Origin of the sequence: Arthrobacter sp. zg-Y769 (genome assembly GCF_020907405.1) — a bacterium.
Lineage (GTDB): Bacteria > Actinomycetota > Actinomycetes > Actinomycetales > Micrococcaceae > Arthrobacter_B.
Window position 1 is genome coordinate 223,859 of sequence record NZ_JAJJOE010000011.1, and the last position, 18,754, is coordinate 242,612.

Here is an 18,754-nt window from a genome sequence, read left to right on the forward strand (position 1 = left end):
ACCCCGTGACCCGTCATGGCAGAAGCATGCCACACGGCACAGTACGTTGTGGGAATGAACGAAGGCATCCCGAACCGCACCGACAACGGGAGCCGGGCACGGGTTACTTCCGGGCAAAAGAAAGCGGCACCCCTGGTCTTTTGACCTGGGGTGCCGCTTTTTTCCGGAGGGATTGCGGGGCCGGGCCTAGAGTCCTGAAACCTGACGGTTTGCTTCGGTCTGGGCCGGGTTGAACTTCAGCACATCGCCCAGGGCGAGGGTTCCGGTGGGCTGGTCCTCCTCCTCAAGGAGGTACAGGCGCTGGATACCGATCACGATGGAGTCGGCAACCGTCTGGCGGAAGACAGGATCGGCGAGGCGCTCGGCGTCGTGCGCGTTGCTGAGGTAGCCCAGGTCCAGCCCCACGGAGGGTACGCCCGGAACCTTCAAGGTGTCCCAGGTCCGGGCATGAACGCCCAGGTTGTCCACGTCGGTGCGGGCGCCGAGTTCCTTCATCAGCAGGATGGCGGCCCGGTGGCCGATGGGGGAGCGTGCCTCTCCGGTGCCCGGCAGACCCCAATAGTAGGCCGCCATGCCGGAGGCGGCCTGCTGGTCGAGCCAGTCGCAGTGGATATCCAGGTTCAGGCTGGGAGTGTTCCGCCGGGATCCCGGTTCGCGGGCCGGGTCGGTCGGCACCAGCCGGGCGCCGAACTCCCGGAGGATGCGTTCCACGCGCCCCACGATGTCGGTGGTGACCAGTTCCTCGGTCAACGGGTCTCCGGTGAGCCGCTCGGTGGAGTGCGGGGACGCCAGCCGGGCACGGCCGACGTTCACGGACACAACGCGTCCGCGCAGGGCCGCGGTGGAGCGGTCCAGCCGTTCGTAGTCGCGCAGGGCGAACGCCTGGCTGGGGGAGATGGCACGGTTCACCCGGGACATGGACCGCATGGTGTCGCCGTCGCACACGCCGGTGCCCGGCAGGCCGAGGTTCTGCTGCAGCTCGGCTACCGCGTAGCGGGTACGCACTCCGAAACTGCCGTCGATGTGCCCGTAGTAGAAACCGAGGTGGGACAGGTGGCGCTGGAGCTCGGCGACGTCGTCGCCCCGCAGCTGGCCGCCCTCAACGTAGTTCAGGGTCCGGTCTCCGAAGCGGAACTGTGCCTCGGACAGCGCCCGCTGGGTGTCCGGACCGGCAACGCCGTCAACAATCAGGCCGCGGCTCTGTTGGAAGGCGCGGACCGCGGCGTCAACGTGGTCATCGAAAATGGTTGGATCGTTTACGGCGTCCGGTGCCAGGTAGGACAAGGTGACACCGGCGCGCAGCAACGCTTCACGAAGCGCCACCACGCGCCGGCTGGCATCCAGCCTCCGCAGGCTTTCACCATGCACTGTCATTGCTGTTTACTTCAGGAAGGCCGCGAATTCCTGCTCCAGGACCTGCTTCGGCTTGGCGCCGATGGAAGTCGCCGCAACCTCACCGCCCTGGAACACGTAAACCGCCGGGATGGAAGTGATGCCGTACTGCGCGGCGATCGCGGGGTTTTCATCCACGTTCACCTTCACTACGTCCACCTTGTCGCTGTACTGTGCGGCAATGTCGTCCAGGATGGGGGACAGCATGCGGCACGGGCCGCACCATTCTGCCCAGAAGTCCACGATGACGGGCTTGTCTGCGGTCAGGACATCGGTACCGAAGGAAGCATCGGTTACTGCTTTTGCACTGCTCATTTTTGCTCTCCTAAACGAGGAACGGAACTAGAGGGCTGCGTGTTCGGAAACAGCCTCTGCCGGCGGGGTGGGGACCTCCGCCGCGGTGGAGATGGAGTCGCCCAGATCGGCGAGGTAGTGTTCGACGTCGACGGCGGCCACGCAGCCGGAGCCGGAGGCCGTGATGGCCTGCCGGTAGGTCGGATCGATGACGTCGCCGGCGGCGAAGACGCCCGGAAGGGATGTCTTGGAGGTACGCCCCAGGACAGCGATGGTGCCCTCCTCGGTGAGCTCAAGCTGGCCGCGGACCAGGTCCACCCGCGGGTCGTTGCCGATGGCCACGAACACGCCCGTTACGTTGAGCTCCGACTCGGAGCCGTCCTTGGTGCTGCGCAGCACCAGGCCGGTGACCTTGTCCTCGCCGCGGATGGCGGCGACTTCGGAATCCCACGCGAAGCGGATCTTCTCGTGGGAAAGGGCACGCTCCTGCATGATCTTGGAGGCCCGCAGGCTGTCCCGGCGGTGCACCACCGTTACCGAGGAGGCGAACTTGGTGAGGAACAGGGCTTCCTCCAAAGCGGAGTCGCCGCCGCCGATGACCGCGATGTCCTGGCCCTTGAAGAAGAAGCCGTCACACGTGGCACACCAGCTGACGCCGCGGCCGGACAGCCGCTTTTCGTCCGGCAGTCCCAGTTCCCGGTAGGCGGACCCGGTGGAGATGATGACTGCGCGTGCGCGGAAGGTTTCGCCCGTGCCGATGGTGACCGTTTTGATGTCGCCGGCGAGGTCTACCTCGGTGACGTCCTCAAAGAGGATCTCGGTTCCGAACCGGGCCGCCTGCTTTTCGAAGTTGGCCATCAGGTCCGGGCCCATGATGCCTTCGGGGAAGCCGGGGAAGTTCTCCACGTCGGTGGTGTTCATCAGCTCGCCGCCGGCCGTGACCGAGCTGGCAATCAGCAGCGGCTTCAGGTTGGCGCGCGCCGCGTAGACGGCGGCAGTGTATCCGGAGGGGCCGGAGCCGACGATGATGACCTCGCGGACGTCGCCGGCAGCGGCGGCGCCGTCGTTGGCTACGGGGTTTTCGGTGCTCACGGGGCGGTGAACCTCTTCCTTGTTGAACTACAGTGTGAAACTAAAAAATGGCGATCGATACCGGGGAACCTGTTCCTGGTTGTTCACCCGGCACAACCAATACCGGGTCCAGCTTATTCCGCGGACCCTGCTGGCGACACGTTCGTCGCCGCCATGCGGCGGGACCGGCTGCCCGGGGTTAGGACACGCCGATCTCGGCGATCCTGAGGCCCCAGGGGTACGCAGCCTGGACCCCGGTGAGGCGGGGCAGCTGCGTGAAGTTGATGATGACGTAGCGGGCCGTGGCTGGCTGTCCGTCCGTCTTCGGCACCGGAATGCTGGTAGTGGGACCGGTAAAGCCGGTCTGGGCCACCGAGGTCGCGCCGTCCAGGTCCGGGGTGTCGTTGAGCATTACGGAGAAGCTGCCGCCCGTGCCGTTCAGCTGGGTGATGTTGACCTCGTTGACCGCCGATTCCGTCCCCAGATCCACCACCATGGCCATGCTCTGGGCGAGCCCGCCGAAGGTGTCGCTGGCGTACACGTAGCTGGACCAGTACGAGGACGGGTTGCCGTCAATGATCTGCGGCAGGGCGCCGTCGCTGCCGGAATCGAGCTGCGGGTTCCCCGGAACCAGGCGGGTGATGCCGGCAATCTCGGGCGCCGGTGCGGGGGCGGCGGCGTCGGGGACCGGAGCTGCCGGTGCGGCCTCCTGTGTCGGTTCGGCAGTGGCGCCGGCTTCCGGGTTGGATCCGAACATGTCGCCCATTTTGCCCAGCTGGGAAACTGCCAGGACCACGGCGAGGACGAGCACAATGCTCAGGACAGCGCCGATGAGCACTCGGCCGGACTTGCGGTTCGGCTGGTCCTCGGCGTTGTCATCCTCGTAGTCCTCGTCCGGATCGTCGCCATAGCCGCCGTCGTTATGGTCGTCGCCGGCATAGCCGCCGGCCGCCAGTGCGGACTTGGGGAAGGTCGACGCCGAGCGGGAACTCCGTTCCGGAACCGGCGCAGCCTGCGGTTCGTCGTCTTCCCATTTGGTGACCTTGGCAGGCCGGGCCGGGGCGGCAGGCTGCTTGGGCCGGCTGGTGGGCGGCGGGGGGACATTGGCGCCGCCGGTGGCAGCTTCGGCCGGTGCATCGATGGTCTCACCGAACTGGAGATCGCGTGCGGCCGCGGCGGAACCGGCTCCGGCTACGGCGCCGGCAGCAGCACCGTTGCGACCGAACCGGGGGAGCTTGGGTTTGTGCGCGCCGGAGAGCAGCGGCCTGCGCGGTTCGCGCGGTTCCCGCTCCTCGCGCTCGACGTAGCGGTCCTCTTCCACGGTTTCCGGCTCGCGGGAGCGGGGCATGCCGAAGATTTCCGAGCCCAGGGTGTCGGTAAAGAACGGCTCAACGTAGGGCGCATCCCGCTCAATCACGAGATCCAGCAGATCGGCTGCGTTGGCGGTGTTCGTGATCAGGTAGGTGCGGCCGTCGCTGACGCCCAAATCGAGCACCTGGACATTGCCGTGGCGTTCCCCGGTGGCGATTTCACGGGCGCTGGCCGAGACCTGGCTGGCGTTCACGGGAGCGGCTACCAGGATGCTGACGGAACGGTTCAGGACCTGGTCCACCCCGTCGAGGACCATGTCCTGCTCAGCTGAGGCGAGCACCAAGGCTGTCACCTTGTAACGACCGCCCAATACTGAACCGACGTCTACCGACTGTGGCACGTGTTCCTCCCATGAAAACGGCAATAAGACTGCGTCAGGCATTCCTGACATTGCGTACTTGGATGTTCGTTCACGGACACGGAACGCGGCCGGCCGCCGCAGCCCTGAACTGCCTGCTTTGTTCCCATGCTACCCGCGACACGGGAGAATGCCGGAAGCGGCACTTTAGGGAGTCCGGCGAAGTTTGGCAAGGAGGGGAGCCAGGAAGGCGTCCAGCTCGGAGACCTTCAGCACGCGCAGCAGGAGATAGTACGCCACGGCCATCAGCCCGCCGCAGACCACCAGGACCACAGTGGCGGACGGCACCGATTCCCAGGCAAAGCCGTCGGTCGAGTACCCGCCCAACACGGCCAGCGCTGCCGAGCCGACGGCTGCGGCACCCAGGGCGGCAACCACGAGCCGGACGTGGACGTCGAAGACATGGGCACCGCCGTAGTCGCCGAGGCTGCGGCGGAGGAAGATGTGGCTGAGGACGACGGCGGCGATATTGCCCAGTGAATAGGCAATTGCAAGGGCGAAAATGATCTGGTCCGCCGGCAGGGTGGCCGCACCCAGGGCGAGGGCAATGCCGAAGGCCGAGAGGATCAGCTGCATGACCAGCGGGGTTTTCGCGTCTTCGTTGGCGTAGAAGGCCCGGTTCATCAGGAAGGTGGCGCTGAGGAAGGGGGCAGTGACCGCCAGGAGCACCAGCACCTGGGCCTGCAGGGTGGCCGAAACGTTGGATCCGCCGCTGAACCAGATGCTGATTGGTCCGGCAAGGACAATCAGCACCGCGGAACAGAACACGGTGGCCACGCCGATGGCGCGGAGCCCCTGCGAGAGGGTCTCCCGGACGCCGTCGTAGTTTTTCTCCGTATAGGCGTGGGACATCTTGTTGAAGAGCACGGTGGCGAGGGACAACGTGATGACCGAGTGCGGAATGATGTACAGCATCGACGCCGTTTCCAGGTTCATCTGCCCGGCAATCTCGCGGCCCATGGCCCGGTATTCGGGCCGGGCCTTGGAAGCGATGGTGGCCACGGTTGTGTAGATAAGGTACGCGCCGTTGCCCACGAGCATGGTGATGATGGTCCACTTGGCCACCTTCCCGGTTTCCCGCAGCCCCACGCCGCGAAGCCCGAACGAGGGCCGCAGCCCCAGCCCAAGGCGGCGCAGCGGGACCACCAGGATGAGCGCCTGCAGCGCAATGCCGAGGGTGGTGCTGCCGGCCAGGATCAGGGTTGCCTGCGGGGTCCAGTTCTCCGGGGAGAACGACGACGTCTCTTCCCTGCCGATGAAGGTGATGAACACGAGCAGGCCGGCGATGGCGACGATGTTGTTCACCACGGGAGCCCACATGTAGGCGCCGAACCGGCCGTTGGCGTTGAGGATCTGCCCGATCACCGCGTAGGCGCCGTAGAAGAAGATCTGCGGAAAGAGCCAGTAGGCGAAGGTGGTTGCCAGCGTCAGCTGGTCAGGGCTGAGGGACAGGACCGTGGACAGGATCACGGGCGCCGCGAGGGTGGCCGCAACGGCTATGCCGGCCAGCACCACGAGACTGAGCGTGAGGACCCGGGAGACATATTCCGCCCCCCGGTCCGGCTGCTTGCTCGCCTTGATGATCTGGGGGACCAGCACTGCGTTAAAGACACCGCCGGCCACCATGAGGTAGATGAAGTTCGGCAGCACGTTTGCGGAGCTGAAGATATCGGTGACCAGTCCGGTGCCGCCGATGGCAATTGCCAACAGGGAGGTTCGGACCAGTCCTAGGACACGGGAAACCAGTGTTCCCGATGCCATCACAGCGCTCGAACGCGCGGTACTGGGGGCTATATTCTTTTCGGCCATCGTGACCCTATGTTCTCACTTCACGTCCGGATTGCCTCAAACGGCGTACGGTGTCCGGGGTCAAAGGTAGCGGGGGAGGATCTCGCGGGCGAGGTCCGCGATGCGGCGCTCATTGGGGAAGGAAAGCTTCCGGCCGAGTTCCGCCAGCGGTACCCAGGCGACGTCGACGGCTTCGTGGTCGGGATCGTTTTCGATGGTCAGGTGACCGCCGCAGGCCTCGAGGAGGAAGTGGTGGACCGTTTTATGCACCCGGTGCCCGCTGACCGTGAACCAGTAGTCGATACTTCCCAGCGCCGTCAGGACGCGGCCGTCAATCCCTGTTTCCTCAGCGATCTCGCGGATGGCGGCGGCCTGGTTGTCTTCGTCGTTTTCGGGATGGCCCTTGGGCAGGCACCATTCCAGCCGGCCGCCGCGGTTCAGGCGGGCAATAATGGCCACCTGCAGCTGCCCGGTAGAGGTGTCCACCACAATTCCGCCGGCGGAAACCTCCTCCACCGTGGGCAGGGGCGCATGTACCGAATGCGCACCGGCGCCGCCCATTGACGCTGTCAACGGGGTCCGCTTGGGGGCGCTCGGTACGGGATGGGCCATACTCCCACTGTAACGATCTTTGCCCGGCGATGATGACTGTTATGCGGGCTGCCGGAGAGGAAGCGGGAACCCTCGGCGTGTCCGCACTCCGGCTCGGCCCAGTTGTCGGTCTTCGCTGTTTTATCTGGCAGGCTTAAAGCACTATGGTGCACCTTTTTGATAGTTCGGCCCTGAAGTCCCCGTTACCCGATGTCATTCCGGAACTCGGGGCGCGTTTCGAGGACGCCGGGTATGAGCTTTCCCTCGTTGGCGGACCCGTCCGGGACCTGTTCCTGGGCAGGGTTTCCCCGGACCTGGACTTCACCACCAATGCTCGCCCGGACGACATCATCAGGGTCATCAAGGGCTGGGCGGACACCTACTGGGAAATCGGCCGGGAATTCGGCACCATCGGGATGCGCAAGGACGGCTTCCAGGTGGAGGTCACCACCTACCGGGCCGACGCCTACGACCCTGCCTCCCGCAAGCCCGCCGTGGCATTCGGCGACAAACTCGAAGACGACTTGTTCCGCCGCGACTTCACCATGAACGCGATGGCGCTGCGGCTGCCGTCGATGGAACTGGTGGATCCCTTCGGGGGAGCCCGGGACCTGCACGCGGGCATGGTGCGCACCCCCGGCGCGCCCTCGACGTCGTTCTCCGACGATCCGCTGCGCATGATGCGTGCCGCCCGCTTCGCCTCCCAGCTGGGAGTGGAGGTGGCGCCGGACGTTTTCGAAGCAATGCGGGACATGGCCGGGCGGATCGGGATCATCTCCGCCGAAAGGGTCCGGGACGAACTGGCCAAGCTGATCTGCGGGAAGGCACCGTGGACCGGCGTGGACCTGCTGGTGGAGAGCGGCCTGGCCGACCACGTGCTGCCCGAGGTTTCGGCGCTCCGGCTGGAAATCGACGAGCACCACCGGCACAAGGACGTGTACCAGCACTCCCTGACGGTCCTGCGCCAGGCGTGTGAACTGGAAACCGACAGCGAGGGACCGGTGCCGGCACCGGACTTCGTGCTGCGCTTCGCGGCCCTGATGCACGACGTCGGAAAGCCCTCCACGCGCCGCTTCGAATCAACGGGGTCCGTGAGCTTCCTGCACCACGACGCCGTCGGTGCCAAGCTGACCGCGAAGCGGATGAAGGCCCTGCGGTTCGACAATGACACCATCAAGGCCGTGGCCCGCCTGGTGGAACTGCATATGCGCTTCTACGGCTACGGTGACGCCGGGTGGACGGATTCGGCGGTGCGCCGCTACGTGAACGACGCCGGACCGCTGCTGCAGCGGCTGCACCGCCTCACGCGCTCCGACGTCACCACCCGCAACCGCCGCAAGGCCGAGCGTCTGGCCTTCGCCTATGACGATCTGGAGCAGCGGATTGCCGCCCTCGCTGAGCAGGAAGAGCTGGCCGCGATCCGTCCGGACCTGGACGGCGAACAGATCATGGCCCTGCTGCAGATCCGTCCCGGGCCGGTGGTGGGCCGCGCGTACCGGTTCCTGCTGGAGGAACGGATGGAAAACGGGCCGCGCAGTGAAGAAGAATCAGCAGAGCTGCTGCGTGCGTGGTGGGCGTCCCAACCCGAAAATCCGATTGCCGCCGCCGGCGCAGCACCTGATACAACGGAAACGGAACCCCGGCGGGAACCGGAAGCATCAGGCAAGAATGTGAAGGACAGCGAAAAATGAGCAACGGGGAAAACTTCGGACCGGCAGTCCCGGACCTGACTCCGTCCGGAACCCGGCTGCCCCGGCTCTGGCTGCTGCGCCACGGGGAAACGGAGTGGTCCCGCGAGGGCAATTACACCGGCCTGACGGACATTCCGCTGACCGCAGAGGGCGAAGCCCAGGCCAGGGGAGCGCGCGAAAAGATCGGTCCCGTGAAGTTCGACCGGGTACTGACCTCCCCGCTGGTCCGTGCCCGCCGCACCGCGGAACTGGTGGGCTATCCCGACGCCGAAGTGGTTCCCCACGCACACGAGTGGGATTACGGCGATAACGAGGGCCGCAACAGCAGGCAGGTCCGCGCCGAGAATCCCGGGTACCTGATCTGGAAGGACGGCGTGCCCAACGGCGAGACCCTGGCGCAGGTTGCTCAGCGGGCCGACCTCATCATCTCGTCAGTGCAGGCCGGCTCCGGCACCGCAATGGACCGCGACCCCGGGGCGACGCCGGTGGAGAAGGTCCTGCTCGTGGCCCACGGCCATTTCCTGCGTATCCTGGCGGCCCGCTGGCTGGGCCTTCCACCTGAGATGGGCAGGCATTTCGCGCTCAGCACCGCCGCGGTCTGCACCCTCGGCTGGGACAAGCGCACGCCCGCCGTCGTCGGCTGGAACCTCTAGTACCGCGAGACGGCTCTGCCCGCGGACCCGGAATAAAGTTTTTTTAGGGAATTTGGGGAAAGTGCTTGGCAGGGCCGTGATGTCTGTTGTACCTTTCTTTTGCGGGCGCATTCTTCGCCCGCATTAGACGGACATTAGCCCGGGTACCGCGAACAGGAGGTGGAGATTGATGAACACTAATGGAATTCACATCGTAGTTACCGGTGGCAAAACCGGCGGCAATCTCCGGCCATTCGTGCGGATGACCCCGGCACCGTCTTCGGTCTTCGCCGGCCGGCCCGATGCCGCTTCCCGGTTTACCGCGACTGCCGTCTGGTCAGCCTTTACGGCGTAAACGCTGCCTTCTCGGCACGGCCGCCGTACGGCCACCGCAGCACCACCGCACTCCCATTCGACGCCACACCGCCATTCGGCATCCCTCCTTCCGGGGGCAGCCTGGCGGAGACCGGGGATCGGATTGAGCGCGGTGCAGTAGCCGGCATTCCCCTTTGAAAGACATTGCCGCGTCATGGTCGGGTATTTCCCGCAAATCGCCTTGGCATTCTTTGTAGTGTCTTTTAGTGGTTTCTAGCGTCGTTTCGACGCCCCTTACCCTCGTATTGTTTTTGCGCCCTTTTCGGGGCCTTCCGTTGGAGATTCCAATGCCTGAATTCCCCTTGCCCAATACAACTCTGCCCAAAACCAGCCAACCCGGTCCCCGCTCCGGATCCGAGGGCCGACTGCTCAAGGATGCTGCCCGCAACGACGAGCAGTTGCTACCCCTTGCGCGGCCTCCGGGGCAACCCGTTTATGCCCTGCGACGCGCAGCCAAGGGGGTGTACACAATGCTCAAACGCCTGCGGAGTTCCTACCTCCGTTCCAGTGCCGTCCATCACGCCCGGCTGGACGCAGCCCTGAAGGGTGAACAGGGTCACCTGCTGATGCACTACTTCAATTCGGTCAAGTAATCCCGGACCGGTTCAACTGTCACTGCCCGGCACCTCTCCGCGAGGTGCCGGGCAGTGACGTGCCGGGCCTCCGGGTGCCGGGAGGGGGACGTGTTCTGGCTGACAGGAAACAAAGCCCGGGCCCGCGGCGTTATAAAGTCGATAGAGAAGATATCGGTAAGGAAGGGAGCGAAGTGCCCCAGGTCAAGCGTGTGGCCATGCTCTCCCTCCATACCTCCCCGCTTGAACAGCCCGGGTCCGGTGACGCCGGCGGCATGAACGTGTACGTCCGCTCCGTTGCCCTTGAACTCGCCCGCGCCGGCACCGAGGTGGAGATTTTCACCCGTGCCACGGATCCGCTGCAGAGGGCAGACGTTGACCTGGCCCCCGGGGTGAAGGTCCGCCACGTAGTTGCGGGGCCGGTGTGCAAGGTTCCCAAGGAGGAGTTGCCCTACCTCGACCTGGCCGACGCGGTGGCTGAAGCACAGCCGTTCCTCCTTGAAGGCGGCTTCGACGTTGTCCACTCCCACTATTGGGTTTCAGGCACTGCAGGGCTTTCCGTGGCGCAGCAGTGGGACCTCCCGCTGGTCCACACCATGCACACCATGGCCCGGGTCAAGAACCTGCAGGGGCAGCCCGGCGAAGCACTCGAGCCGCAGATCCGGATCGACGGCGAGGAGCAGATAGTCCGCGGTGCGACCCGGTTGATAGCCAATACCAGCACCGAGGCAGCCGAACTCCAGACGCTCTACGGAGCCGACCCCGAGTCCGTGGATGTGGTGGCGCCGGGCGTGGACCTGAACGTGTTTTCACCGCGGGGCAGGCCCGGTGTGCAGGCCGGGCTGGGTTTCCTCCCCGGGGTTTTCCACGTGGTTTTCGCCGGCCGCATCCAGCGTATGAAGGGCCCCCAGATCCTGGTGGATGCGGCCGCCGAGCTGCGCCGCCGCCGCCCGGATATTCCCCTGCGCGTCAGCATCCTCGGCGCCGGCAGCGGGTCATCCGTGCTTGACCTGGCACCGCTGGTCCGCCGTCTGGGACTCCAGGACACAGTGTCCCTGCGCCCGCCGGTCCAGCCGCACCAGCTCGCTGCCTGGTTCCGTGCCGCCGACGTCGTGGCCGTGCCGTCCTTCAGTGAATCGTTCGGGTTGGTTGCCCTCGAGGCCCAGGCCTGCGGCACTCCCGTCCTCGCTGCCAATGTGGGTGGACTGCCTAAGGCCGTGCGCAACGGCAGCAGCGGCGTCCTGGTTGACGGCCATGCCCCGGGCCTGTGGGCCGCCGAACTCGAGGCACTCTACGACGGCACCGACCGACGTCGTACGCTCGGTGAAGGGGCAGCCGCCCACGCGCAGGCGTTTGGCTGGCGCCGGACGGCCATGCTGACGGCGGAAAGCTACCGCGAGGCGGCCGAGCAGTTCGCCAGCCGCTCCGTGCGCAAGTAGCCCTAGGCAGCTCCACAGGCTGCTGCCGCCCCTGCCCGGCTGGTAGCTTGTCTTCCATCCATACGACCAGCGGCCGCCGATGGTTTTTGTTGACGGCACAGCGGAAGGGCAGAAGATGACTGTCGGTGCCGATATGCTCTCGGACCTCGAGATTTCCCGGGCGGCACGCCTGCTGCCCGTCACCGAGATAGCCCGCCGTGCGTCCATTCCCGACGCCGCGCTGGAACCCTACGGGCGCTACAAGGCGAAGGTCGACCCGGCCCTCCTGCCCGAGGGGCCGGCGCGCGGCCGGGTGGTTTTGGTTACGGCCATGAGTCCGACGCCCGCCGGCGAAGGCAAATCCACCGTGACGGTGGGACTGGCCGATGCCCTCCAGCGGGCAGGCGAAAACGTGATGATCGCGCTGCGCGAGCCGTCCCTGGGCCCGGTCCTGGGGATGAAGGGAGGCGCCACGGGCGGCGGCTACTCCCAGGTGGTGCCCATGGAGGAAATCAACCTGCACTTTACCGGCGACTTCCATGCCATTACCGCAGCCAACAACGCCCTGGCCGCACTGTTGGATAACCACATTTTCCAAGGCAACCAGCTGGGGCTGGATCCGCGGCGCATCACCATCAAGCGGGTCATGGACATGAACGACCGTGCCCTGCGGGACATCGTGATCGGCCTCGGCGGTCCGGCCCAGGGCGTCCCGCGGCAGGACGGCTTCGATATCACCGTGGCGTCGGAGGTAATGGCCGTCTTCTGCCTTGCACGGAATCTCTCTGACCTGTCCGACCGCCTGTCCCGGATCACCGTGGGCTACACCTATGACCGCCGGCCGGTCACCGTTGCCGATCTCGGTGCCCAGGGCGCCATGACGCTGCTGCTGCGTGAAGCCCTGAAGCCGAACCTGGTGCAGACCCTGGCCGGGACGCCGGCACTCGTCCATGGCGGCCCGTTCGCCAATATCGCCCACGGCTGCAATTCGGTCATTGCCACGTCCACCGCCCGCAGCCTTGCCGGCATTGTCGTCACGGAAGCCGGTTTCGGCGCCGACCTCGGCGCGGAAAAGTACCTGGATATCAAGTCCAGGGTGGCGGATGTCGCTCCGGACGCCGTCGTGGTGGTGGCCACCGTCCGTGCCCTGAAGATGCACGGCGGCGTCCCGAAGACCGACCTTGCGGCGGAGAACCTTCCGGCGCTCCGGGCCGGTACGGCGAATCTGCACCGGCACCTGGAAAACATCCGCCGGTTCGGGATCAACCCGGTGGTTGCGGTGAACCACTTCAGCACCGATACCGATGCGGAACTGCGCTGGCTGGTGGACTGGTGCGCCGAAGAAGGCGTAACTGCCGCGGTGGCCGACGTGTGGGCCCAGGGCGGCGGCGGGCCGGGCGGCGACGCCCTGGCGAAGGCAGTACTCCGGGTGCTGGAGGCCCCCTCGGATTTCCGGTTCCTGTATCCGGACGAGCTGCCGGTGGAACAGAAAATCCGGACCGTGGCACGGGAAATCTACGGTGCCGCCGACGTCGAATTTGCCCCGCCCGCCCGGCGCCGGCTGCTGGAGATCGAAGAGCGGGGCCTGGAGCACCTGCCGGTCTGCATGGCGAAGACACCGTACTCCTTCTCGGACGATCCCGCGGTCATGGGGGCGCCTTCCGGCTTCACGCTCCACGTGCGGGACCTGGCCATCAAGACCGGTGCGGGCTTCGTGGTGGCCTTGACGGGAGCGGTCATGACCATGCCCGGGCTGCCCCGGAACCCGGCAGCGCTGCGCATGGACGTGGCCGCGGACGGAACACCCAGCGGACTTATCTGAGAAAGCGAAACAGCAATGCCCCCGGTCCCGGAGCGTTCCGGAACCAGGGGCATTTCGCCTGCGGAGGTTTTAGCGCTCAACCTCGCCGCGGATGAACTGTTCGACCTTTTCCTTGGCAATGTCATCGTTGTACTGCTCCGGCGGCGACTTCATGAAGTAGCTCGACGCCGAGAGGATGGGTCCGCCGACGCCGCGGTCCAGGGCGATCTTGGCAGCACGCACTGCATCGATGATGACGCCGGCGGAGTTGGGGGAGTCCCAGACTTCCAGCTTGTATTCCAGGGACACCGGAGCGTCGCCGAAGTTGCGTCCCTCGAGCCGGACGAAGGCCCATTTGCGGTCATCGAGCCAGGCGACGTAGTCCGACGGGCCGATGTGGACGTCGTCGGCCTTCAGGTCCGCGGAGGTATTGGAGGTGACAGCCTGCGTCTTGGAGATCTTCTTGGATTCCAGGCGCTCGCGCTCGAGCATGTTCTTGAAGTCCATGTTGCCGCCGACGTTCAGCTGGTACGTGCGGTCCAGGATCACGCCGCGGTCCTCGAACAGCTTGGCCATCACACGGTGGGTGATGGTGGCGCCGATCTGGCTCTTGATGTCGTCGCCGACAATCGGTACGCCGGCGGCCGTGAACTTGTCCGCCCACTCCTTGGTGCCGGCAATGAAGACCGGCAGCGCGTTAACGAAGCCGACGCCGGCGTCAATGGCGCACTGTGCGTAGAACTTCGCGGCCTGTTCGGAGCCGACGGGCAGGTAGCAGACCATAACGTCCACTTCGTTGTCCCGCAGGGCGGCGACAATGTCCACGGGCGAAGCGTCGGATTCGGTGATGGTCTCGCGGTAGTACTTGCCGAGCCCGTCAAGGGTGTGGCCGCGCTGCACCGTGATGCCGGTCTGCGGAACGTCGGCAATCTTGATGGTGTTGTTTTCGCTTGCGCCGATCGCGTCAGCCAGGTCGAGGCCGACCTTCTTGCTGTCGACGTCGAAAGCGGCAACGAACTGCACATCATTGACGTGGTATTCGCCGAACTTTACGTGCATCAGGCCAGGGACAGTTTCGTTGGGATCGGCGCTGCGGTAGTACTGGACACCCTGCACCAGCGAAGCTGCGCAGTTTCCAACACCGACAATTGCCACCCGGATGGGGTTCTCGGACACGGTTCTCCTTTGAAGAAAAATGTTGAACGCTGCGCCCCCGGCGCAGACAACCTCCACAGTCTACGTGCTAGCCGTCACATCTTCGGCGTGGATGCCCCGGCGGATGGTTCCCGGTGTCTGGTTTCCATCCGGCACAGCCTGCCGGAAGCTGCGGTCACCTGATGGATACTGGACCCATGCAGCCCAATTCCCGGCGCGGCCCGCAGCGCATCGTGGTGCCGTCCCGCAACGATCCGTTCCTGCGGAAGTTCACGGAAGGTATCGGCGGCCCGCTTGGCCGCCACACCGCCCCGGGCATCGTCTCACCCGGATTCTTCACCGTGGAACGGGTACTGATCCTGCTCACCACTGCCGCTGCCCTGCTGGCGGTGCTGGTCAAAATGCCGTGCCGGACAGGCGGGTGGAACACCCCGGACCACTTCTACTCCGCCTGCTACTCGGACTGGCCGGAACTCTTCCGTACCCGGGGACTGGGGGAGGGGGTCTTCCCGTTCCTGACGGAGGGGGCACTTTTCGAGTATCCGGTCCTCCTGGGACTCCTGGCCGGGGTTACCACCCTGGCGGTACCCGGCGACGGCGGCACGGCGCTGAGGTCCCTGCAGTACTTTGACGTCAACGCGGTCCTGGCCACAGCCGCGTGGATCGCCACCGTAATAGCCACCATGCGGCTGGCCGGCCGCCGGCCCTGGGATGCAGCCATGATGGCCGTGGCCCCGGCGGCAATCCTGTCGATGTTCATCAACTGGGACATTTTCGCCGTGATGCTTGCCACGCTGGGCATGCTGGCTTTCGCCCGGAACCGCCCGGTGGCCGCAGGGGTGCTGATCGGGCTGGGAACCGCGTTGAAGCTCTACCCGGTGCTGATCCTCGGCGCCGTGCTGGTGCTTGCGCTGCGGACAATGCGCCTGCGTCCCGCGCTGCTGGCTTTCGCTGCCGCGGCGCTCACCTGGCTGGCGGTGAACCTCCCTTTTATGCTGCGCGACTACGAGTCCTGGCGCTTCTTCCTGACCTTCACCGGGGACCGGCCGGCCGGCTACTCATCCGTCTGGTTCGCTTGGAACCTCACCGTTGAGCGGGCCGGCGGAACCGGCGTCGGGCCCGAATTCATCAACGTCTGGGCCTACCTCCTTTTTGCGCTGGCGTGCCTCGGGATCGCCTTGCTGGCGCTGCGCGCCGGGCGTAGGCCGCGGATTGCCCAGCTGGCGTTCCTGATTGTGGCGGCGTTCATCCTCACCAACAAGGTGTACTCCCCGCAGTTTGTCCTCTGGCTGATTCCGCTGGTTGCCCTGGCGCGGCCAAGGTGGCTCGACTTCCTGATCTGGCAGTTTTTCGAGGCGCTGCACTGGTGGGCCATCTGGCTGTACCTCGCGAAGGAAACCTCCGGCGGCGCGGCGGAGAACAACCTCGATTCCCCCTATTACGTGCTGGCCGTCCTGGGCCACGTACTCGCCACGGTCTATCTGATGTACCGGGTGGTCTCCGACATCCTGGTGCCCGACGGCGACCCGGTGCGCCGCGGCGGGGTCGACGATCCGCAGGGCGGACCGTTCGACGGTGCCCCCGACCGCTGGGTCCTGCGACGGCGAAGGCCGGTATCCTTGGAAGCGCATGCGGCCCCGGCGAAAGAAGCACAGTGACCCCCGTTCCATACCGTTCCGAGCAGCTCAGCCACGAGGAGTTCGAGGCGCTCGCCGCCGCGCACCCCGATGTGGTGATCCCGCTGGAGCAGACCCCCTACTGGGCGGATTTTGAGCGGAAACTCGGCCGCAGCCCGTACGGCACCTGGGCCTATTACGACGGCGGCACCCTGGTTGCCGTTGCCAGCTACCTTCGCTCCGAACGGCGGCTGCGCCCGTCCCTGGTGGTCGTCAACGGTCCCACCTGGTTCACCACGCGCACGCACAACGCCGAAGCCCGGCTGGTGTCCACCGTCCAGGAACAGTTCCGGGCCGATCCCGCCGTGGACCCGCTGTATATCCGCATGCAGATTGCGCATCCGCAGCCGCCTGTCACCGGGCCGCTGGAACACGGCTGGTACGAACGCGAAATCGTCGTCGACCTGACCCCGGATACGGACGAAATCTTTGCGTCTTTCCGCTCCAACGCGCGGAACCTGATCCGCAAGGCCGAAAAACTGGGCGTCAAGGTCCAGACCATCGAGCGTGAGCGCTGGGCAGAGGTGTTCCGCACGGAGCTGTTCCCGATCATGCAGGAAACCGCTTCGCGGGACGGCTTCTCGAGTTTCGAGTCCTCTTTCTACGAAACCCTGCTCACCGAACTCGGTGACCACCTGCGCCTCATGGTGGCGTACATGGACGGACAGGCCGTGTCCTGGCTGATCACCACCGAGTACCGCGGTTACTCCGTTTACTACTTCGCGGCCAGCTCGCACAGCGCCCGCAAGACCAACGCCCCCTACCTGCTGCTCTGGGAGGCCTTCAAGGTCCTCAAGGAAGCAGGCAATACCGCGTGCGGCCTGACCGGCATCGTCAGCGACAACTACCCGGGCCTGATCAACGTCACCACGTTCAAGCGCAACTTCTCCAAGACCGTGGTCACCATTCCCACCACCTATGACATCCCCCTGCATCCGCTGCGCTACGCTCTGGTGGCAAACGCCCTGAAACTGCGGCGCGAGACTCCCGGGAAAATTCGGAGCCTCCCGGCCTCGGCGAAGGGGCTTGCGGGCCGGATCACCGGACGGAAGGGCGAAAAGGGAGCCTAGTGAGCGATGTCAGTGTAGTCGGGGCCGGTCCCAACGGACTCGCGGCGGCGGTCATCATGGCCCGCGCCGGCCTCGAGGTCGAGGTCTTCGAAACCCGGTCCACGGTGGGCGGCGGCAGCCGCACCATGGAACTGATGGAACCCGGCCACCTGCACGACATCTGCTCCGCAGTGCACCCCATGGCCCTGGCCTCCCCGTTCTTCCGCAGCTTTGGCCTGGACCGGCGGATTCACCTGGTGGTGCCGGAGATTTCCTATGCCTCACCGCTCGACGGCGGACGCGCCGCGCTGGCGTACCGGGACCTGGACCGGACGGTGGAGGGACTCGGAAGGGACGGTGCCGCCTACCGGCGGCTGATGGAGCCGCTGGTCCGGCGCAGCGAAGCAGTCACCGAACTGCTGATGGGCTCCCTGCTAAGCGTTCCCCGGGATCCGATTGCGCTGGCCGGCTTCGGCCTGGCCGCCCTGGACCAGGGCACACCCCTGTGGAACCGGCGGTTCGTGGAAGACGCCGCACCCGCCCTGCTCTCCGGGGTTGCTGCGCACCCGGTGGGAAAGCTGCCGTCGCTGCCTTCGGCCGGCGCCGGCCTGATGCTCGGCACCCTGGGACATTCCGTCGGGTGGCCTATCCCGGTAGGCGGCTCGCAGGCCATCGCCGAGGCGCTGGCCGACGACCTGCGCGCGCACGGCGGCAGAATCTCCACCGGCCACCGGATCACCTCGCTGGACGAGGTGGCGGACTCCCGTGCCGTCATCCTGGACGTGTCCCCGTCGGTGATGCTGGAACTGGGCGGGGACCGGCTCCCGGCACGCTACGCCCGGGCACTGCAGCGGTTCCGCTACGGCAATGCGGCCTGCAAGGTGGACTTCATCCTTTCCGGCCCGGTCCCGTGGGCCAATCCGGAGGTGGCGCGCACCGGCACCGCCCATCTGGGCGGTACCCGGGCGGAACTGGCTGCGGCAGAGGCCGACGTCGCCGCCGGCCGGCACCCGGCCCGGCCCTACGTGCTGATGTCCCAGCCCAGCGGCTTTGATCCCACCCGTGCCCCCGCGGGCCGTCATGTGCTCTGGTCCTACTGCCATGTACCCGCCGGATCCACGGTGGACATGACCGAAGCGGTAACGGCGCAGATCGAGCGGTTCGCGCCCGGATTCCGCGACGTCATCGTGGATTCGCGGGCGACGACGGCGGCGGATCTGGCGCAGTACAACGCCAATTACGTGGGCGGGGACTTCGGCGGCGGGGCCGTGACGCTGGCCCAGATGCTGATCCGTCCGGTCCTGTCCCCGAAACCGTGGCGCACGGCGGTTCCCGGCGTCTACCTCAGCTCGGCGTCCACTCCGCCCGGCCCGGGCGTGCACGGCATGGGCGGCCTGCATGCGGCAAAGCTGGCACTGAAGGACGTATTCGGATTGCCGGTGCCCCCGCTGGCACCCGCGCAGGGAGCCCGCTAGGGGTGCCTCAACGGGCATTGGCGGCTTCCCTGGAAACCGCTGAAT

Annotated in this window: 15 protein-coding genes; 8 read left to right on the top strand and 7 right to left on the bottom strand. The window is 66.1% G+C overall.

All coding sequences use genetic code 11. The features are described from left to right. Positions 1–186: 186 nt before the first annotated feature. The 6 genes from LOC60_RS11805 to LOC60_RS11830 form a co-directional block, all read right to left on the bottom strand. Positions 187–1,374: a peptidoglycan-binding protein gene (locus tag LOC60_RS11805; RefSeq protein ID WP_230025363.1), complete on the bottom strand. Its 1,188-nt coding sequence runs from the start codon at positions 1,372–1,374 to the stop codon at positions 187–189. Between the two features lie 6 nt (positions 1,375–1,380). Then, positions 1,381–1,707, bottom strand: coding sequence for a thioredoxin (gene trxA, locus LOC60_RS11810; RefSeq protein WP_229951243.1), 327 nt, complete (start codon positions 1,705–1,707; stop codon positions 1,381–1,383). Positions 1,708–1,734: 27 nt separating this feature from the next. Then, the gene (gene trxB, locus LOC60_RS11815; protein WP_230025364.1) at positions 1,735–2,778 is read right to left on the bottom strand and encodes a thioredoxin-disulfide reductase; all 1,044 of its coding nucleotides are present in this window, start codon (positions 2,776–2,778) and stop codon (positions 1,735–1,737) included. Positions 2,779–2,956: 178 nt separating this feature from the next. Further along, positions 2,957–4,468 carry an ABC transporter substrate-binding protein gene (locus LOC60_RS11820; protein ID WP_230025365.1) on the bottom strand — a complete coding sequence of 504 codons (1,512 nt, stop codon included), beginning with the start codon at positions 4,466–4,468 and terminating at the stop codon, positions 2,957–2,959. Between the two features lie 165 nt (positions 4,469–4,633). Further along, positions 4,634–6,295, bottom strand: coding sequence for a murein biosynthesis integral membrane protein MurJ (murJ, locus tag LOC60_RS11825; protein ID WP_269440196.1), 1,662 nt, complete (start codon positions 6,293–6,295; stop codon positions 4,634–4,636). 60 nt (positions 6,296–6,355) lie between these two features. Next, a complete protein-coding gene (locus tag LOC60_RS11830; protein ID WP_230025368.1) occupies positions 6,356–6,886 on the bottom strand; it encodes an NUDIX hydrolase in 531 nt (176 codons plus the stop codon). Positions 6,887–7,029: 143 nt separating this feature from the next. Between LOC60_RS11830 and LOC60_RS11835 the strand changes: the two genes are divergently transcribed. The 5 genes from LOC60_RS11835 to LOC60_RS11850 all read left to right on the top strand — a co-directional run bounded on the left by LOC60_RS11835 (position 7,030) and on the right by LOC60_RS11850 (position 13,375). Beyond that, a complete protein-coding gene (locus LOC60_RS11835) occupies positions 7,030–8,556 on the top strand; it encodes a CCA tRNA nucleotidyltransferase (protein WP_230025369.1) in 1,527 nt (508 codons plus the stop codon). Beyond that, complete coding sequence (locus LOC60_RS11840) at positions 8,553–9,209, top strand: histidine phosphatase family protein (RefSeq protein WP_230025370.1); 657 nt, start codon at positions 8,553–8,555, stop codon at positions 9,207–9,209. The genes LOC60_RS11835 and LOC60_RS11840 overlap by 4 nt, the downstream gene beginning before the upstream one ends. Positions 9,210–10,033: 824 nt before the next feature. Then, positions 10,034–10,156 (top strand): hypothetical protein, encoded by a 123-nt coding sequence (locus LOC60_RS16210; protein WP_269440197.1) that lies wholly within the window; start codon positions 10,034–10,036, stop codon positions 10,154–10,156. A gap of 173 nt (positions 10,157–10,329) precedes the next feature. Then, positions 10,330–11,574 carry a D-inositol-3-phosphate glycosyltransferase gene (gene mshA / locus LOC60_RS11845; protein WP_230025371.1) on the top strand — a complete coding sequence of 415 codons (1,245 nt, stop codon included), beginning with the start codon at positions 10,330–10,332 and terminating at the stop codon, positions 11,572–11,574. A gap of 115 nt (positions 11,575–11,689) precedes the next feature. Then, the gene (locus LOC60_RS11850) at positions 11,690–13,375 is read left to right on the top strand and encodes a formate--tetrahydrofolate ligase (RefSeq protein WP_230025372.1); all 1,686 of its coding nucleotides are present in this window, start codon (positions 11,690–11,692) and stop codon (positions 13,373–13,375) included. Positions 13,376–13,444: 69 nt separating this feature from the next. On the opposite strand, the gene LOC60_RS11855 is transcribed toward LOC60_RS11850, so the two are convergent. Next, the gene (locus LOC60_RS11855) at positions 13,445–14,530 is read right to left on the bottom strand and encodes an inositol-3-phosphate synthase (protein WP_230025373.1); all 1,086 of its coding nucleotides are present in this window, start codon (positions 14,528–14,530) and stop codon (positions 13,445–13,447) included. Positions 14,531–14,706: 176 nt separating this feature from the next. Here LOC60_RS11855 and LOC60_RS11860 point away from each other — a divergent pair, with 176 nt between their 5' ends. The 3 genes from LOC60_RS11860 to LOC60_RS11870 are packed head-to-tail and all read left to right on the top strand — an operon-like array spanning position 14,707 to position 18,709. Continuing rightward, on the top strand, positions 14,707–16,167 hold the full coding sequence (locus tag LOC60_RS11860) for a glycosyltransferase family 87 protein (RefSeq protein WP_230025375.1): 1,461 nt from the start codon (positions 14,707–14,709) through the stop codon (positions 16,165–16,167). Further along, positions 16,164–17,255, top strand: coding sequence for a lipid II:glycine glycyltransferase FemX (locus tag LOC60_RS11865; protein ID WP_230025376.1), 1,092 nt, complete (start codon positions 16,164–16,166; stop codon positions 17,253–17,255). The genes LOC60_RS11860 and LOC60_RS11865 overlap by 4 nt, the downstream gene beginning before the upstream one ends. After that, a complete protein-coding gene (locus tag LOC60_RS11870) occupies positions 17,255–18,709 on the top strand; it encodes a phytoene desaturase family protein (RefSeq protein ID WP_230025377.1) in 1,455 nt (484 codons plus the stop codon). The genes LOC60_RS11865 and LOC60_RS11870 overlap by 1 nt, the downstream gene beginning before the upstream one ends. Positions 18,710–18,754 lie beyond the last annotated feature (45 nt).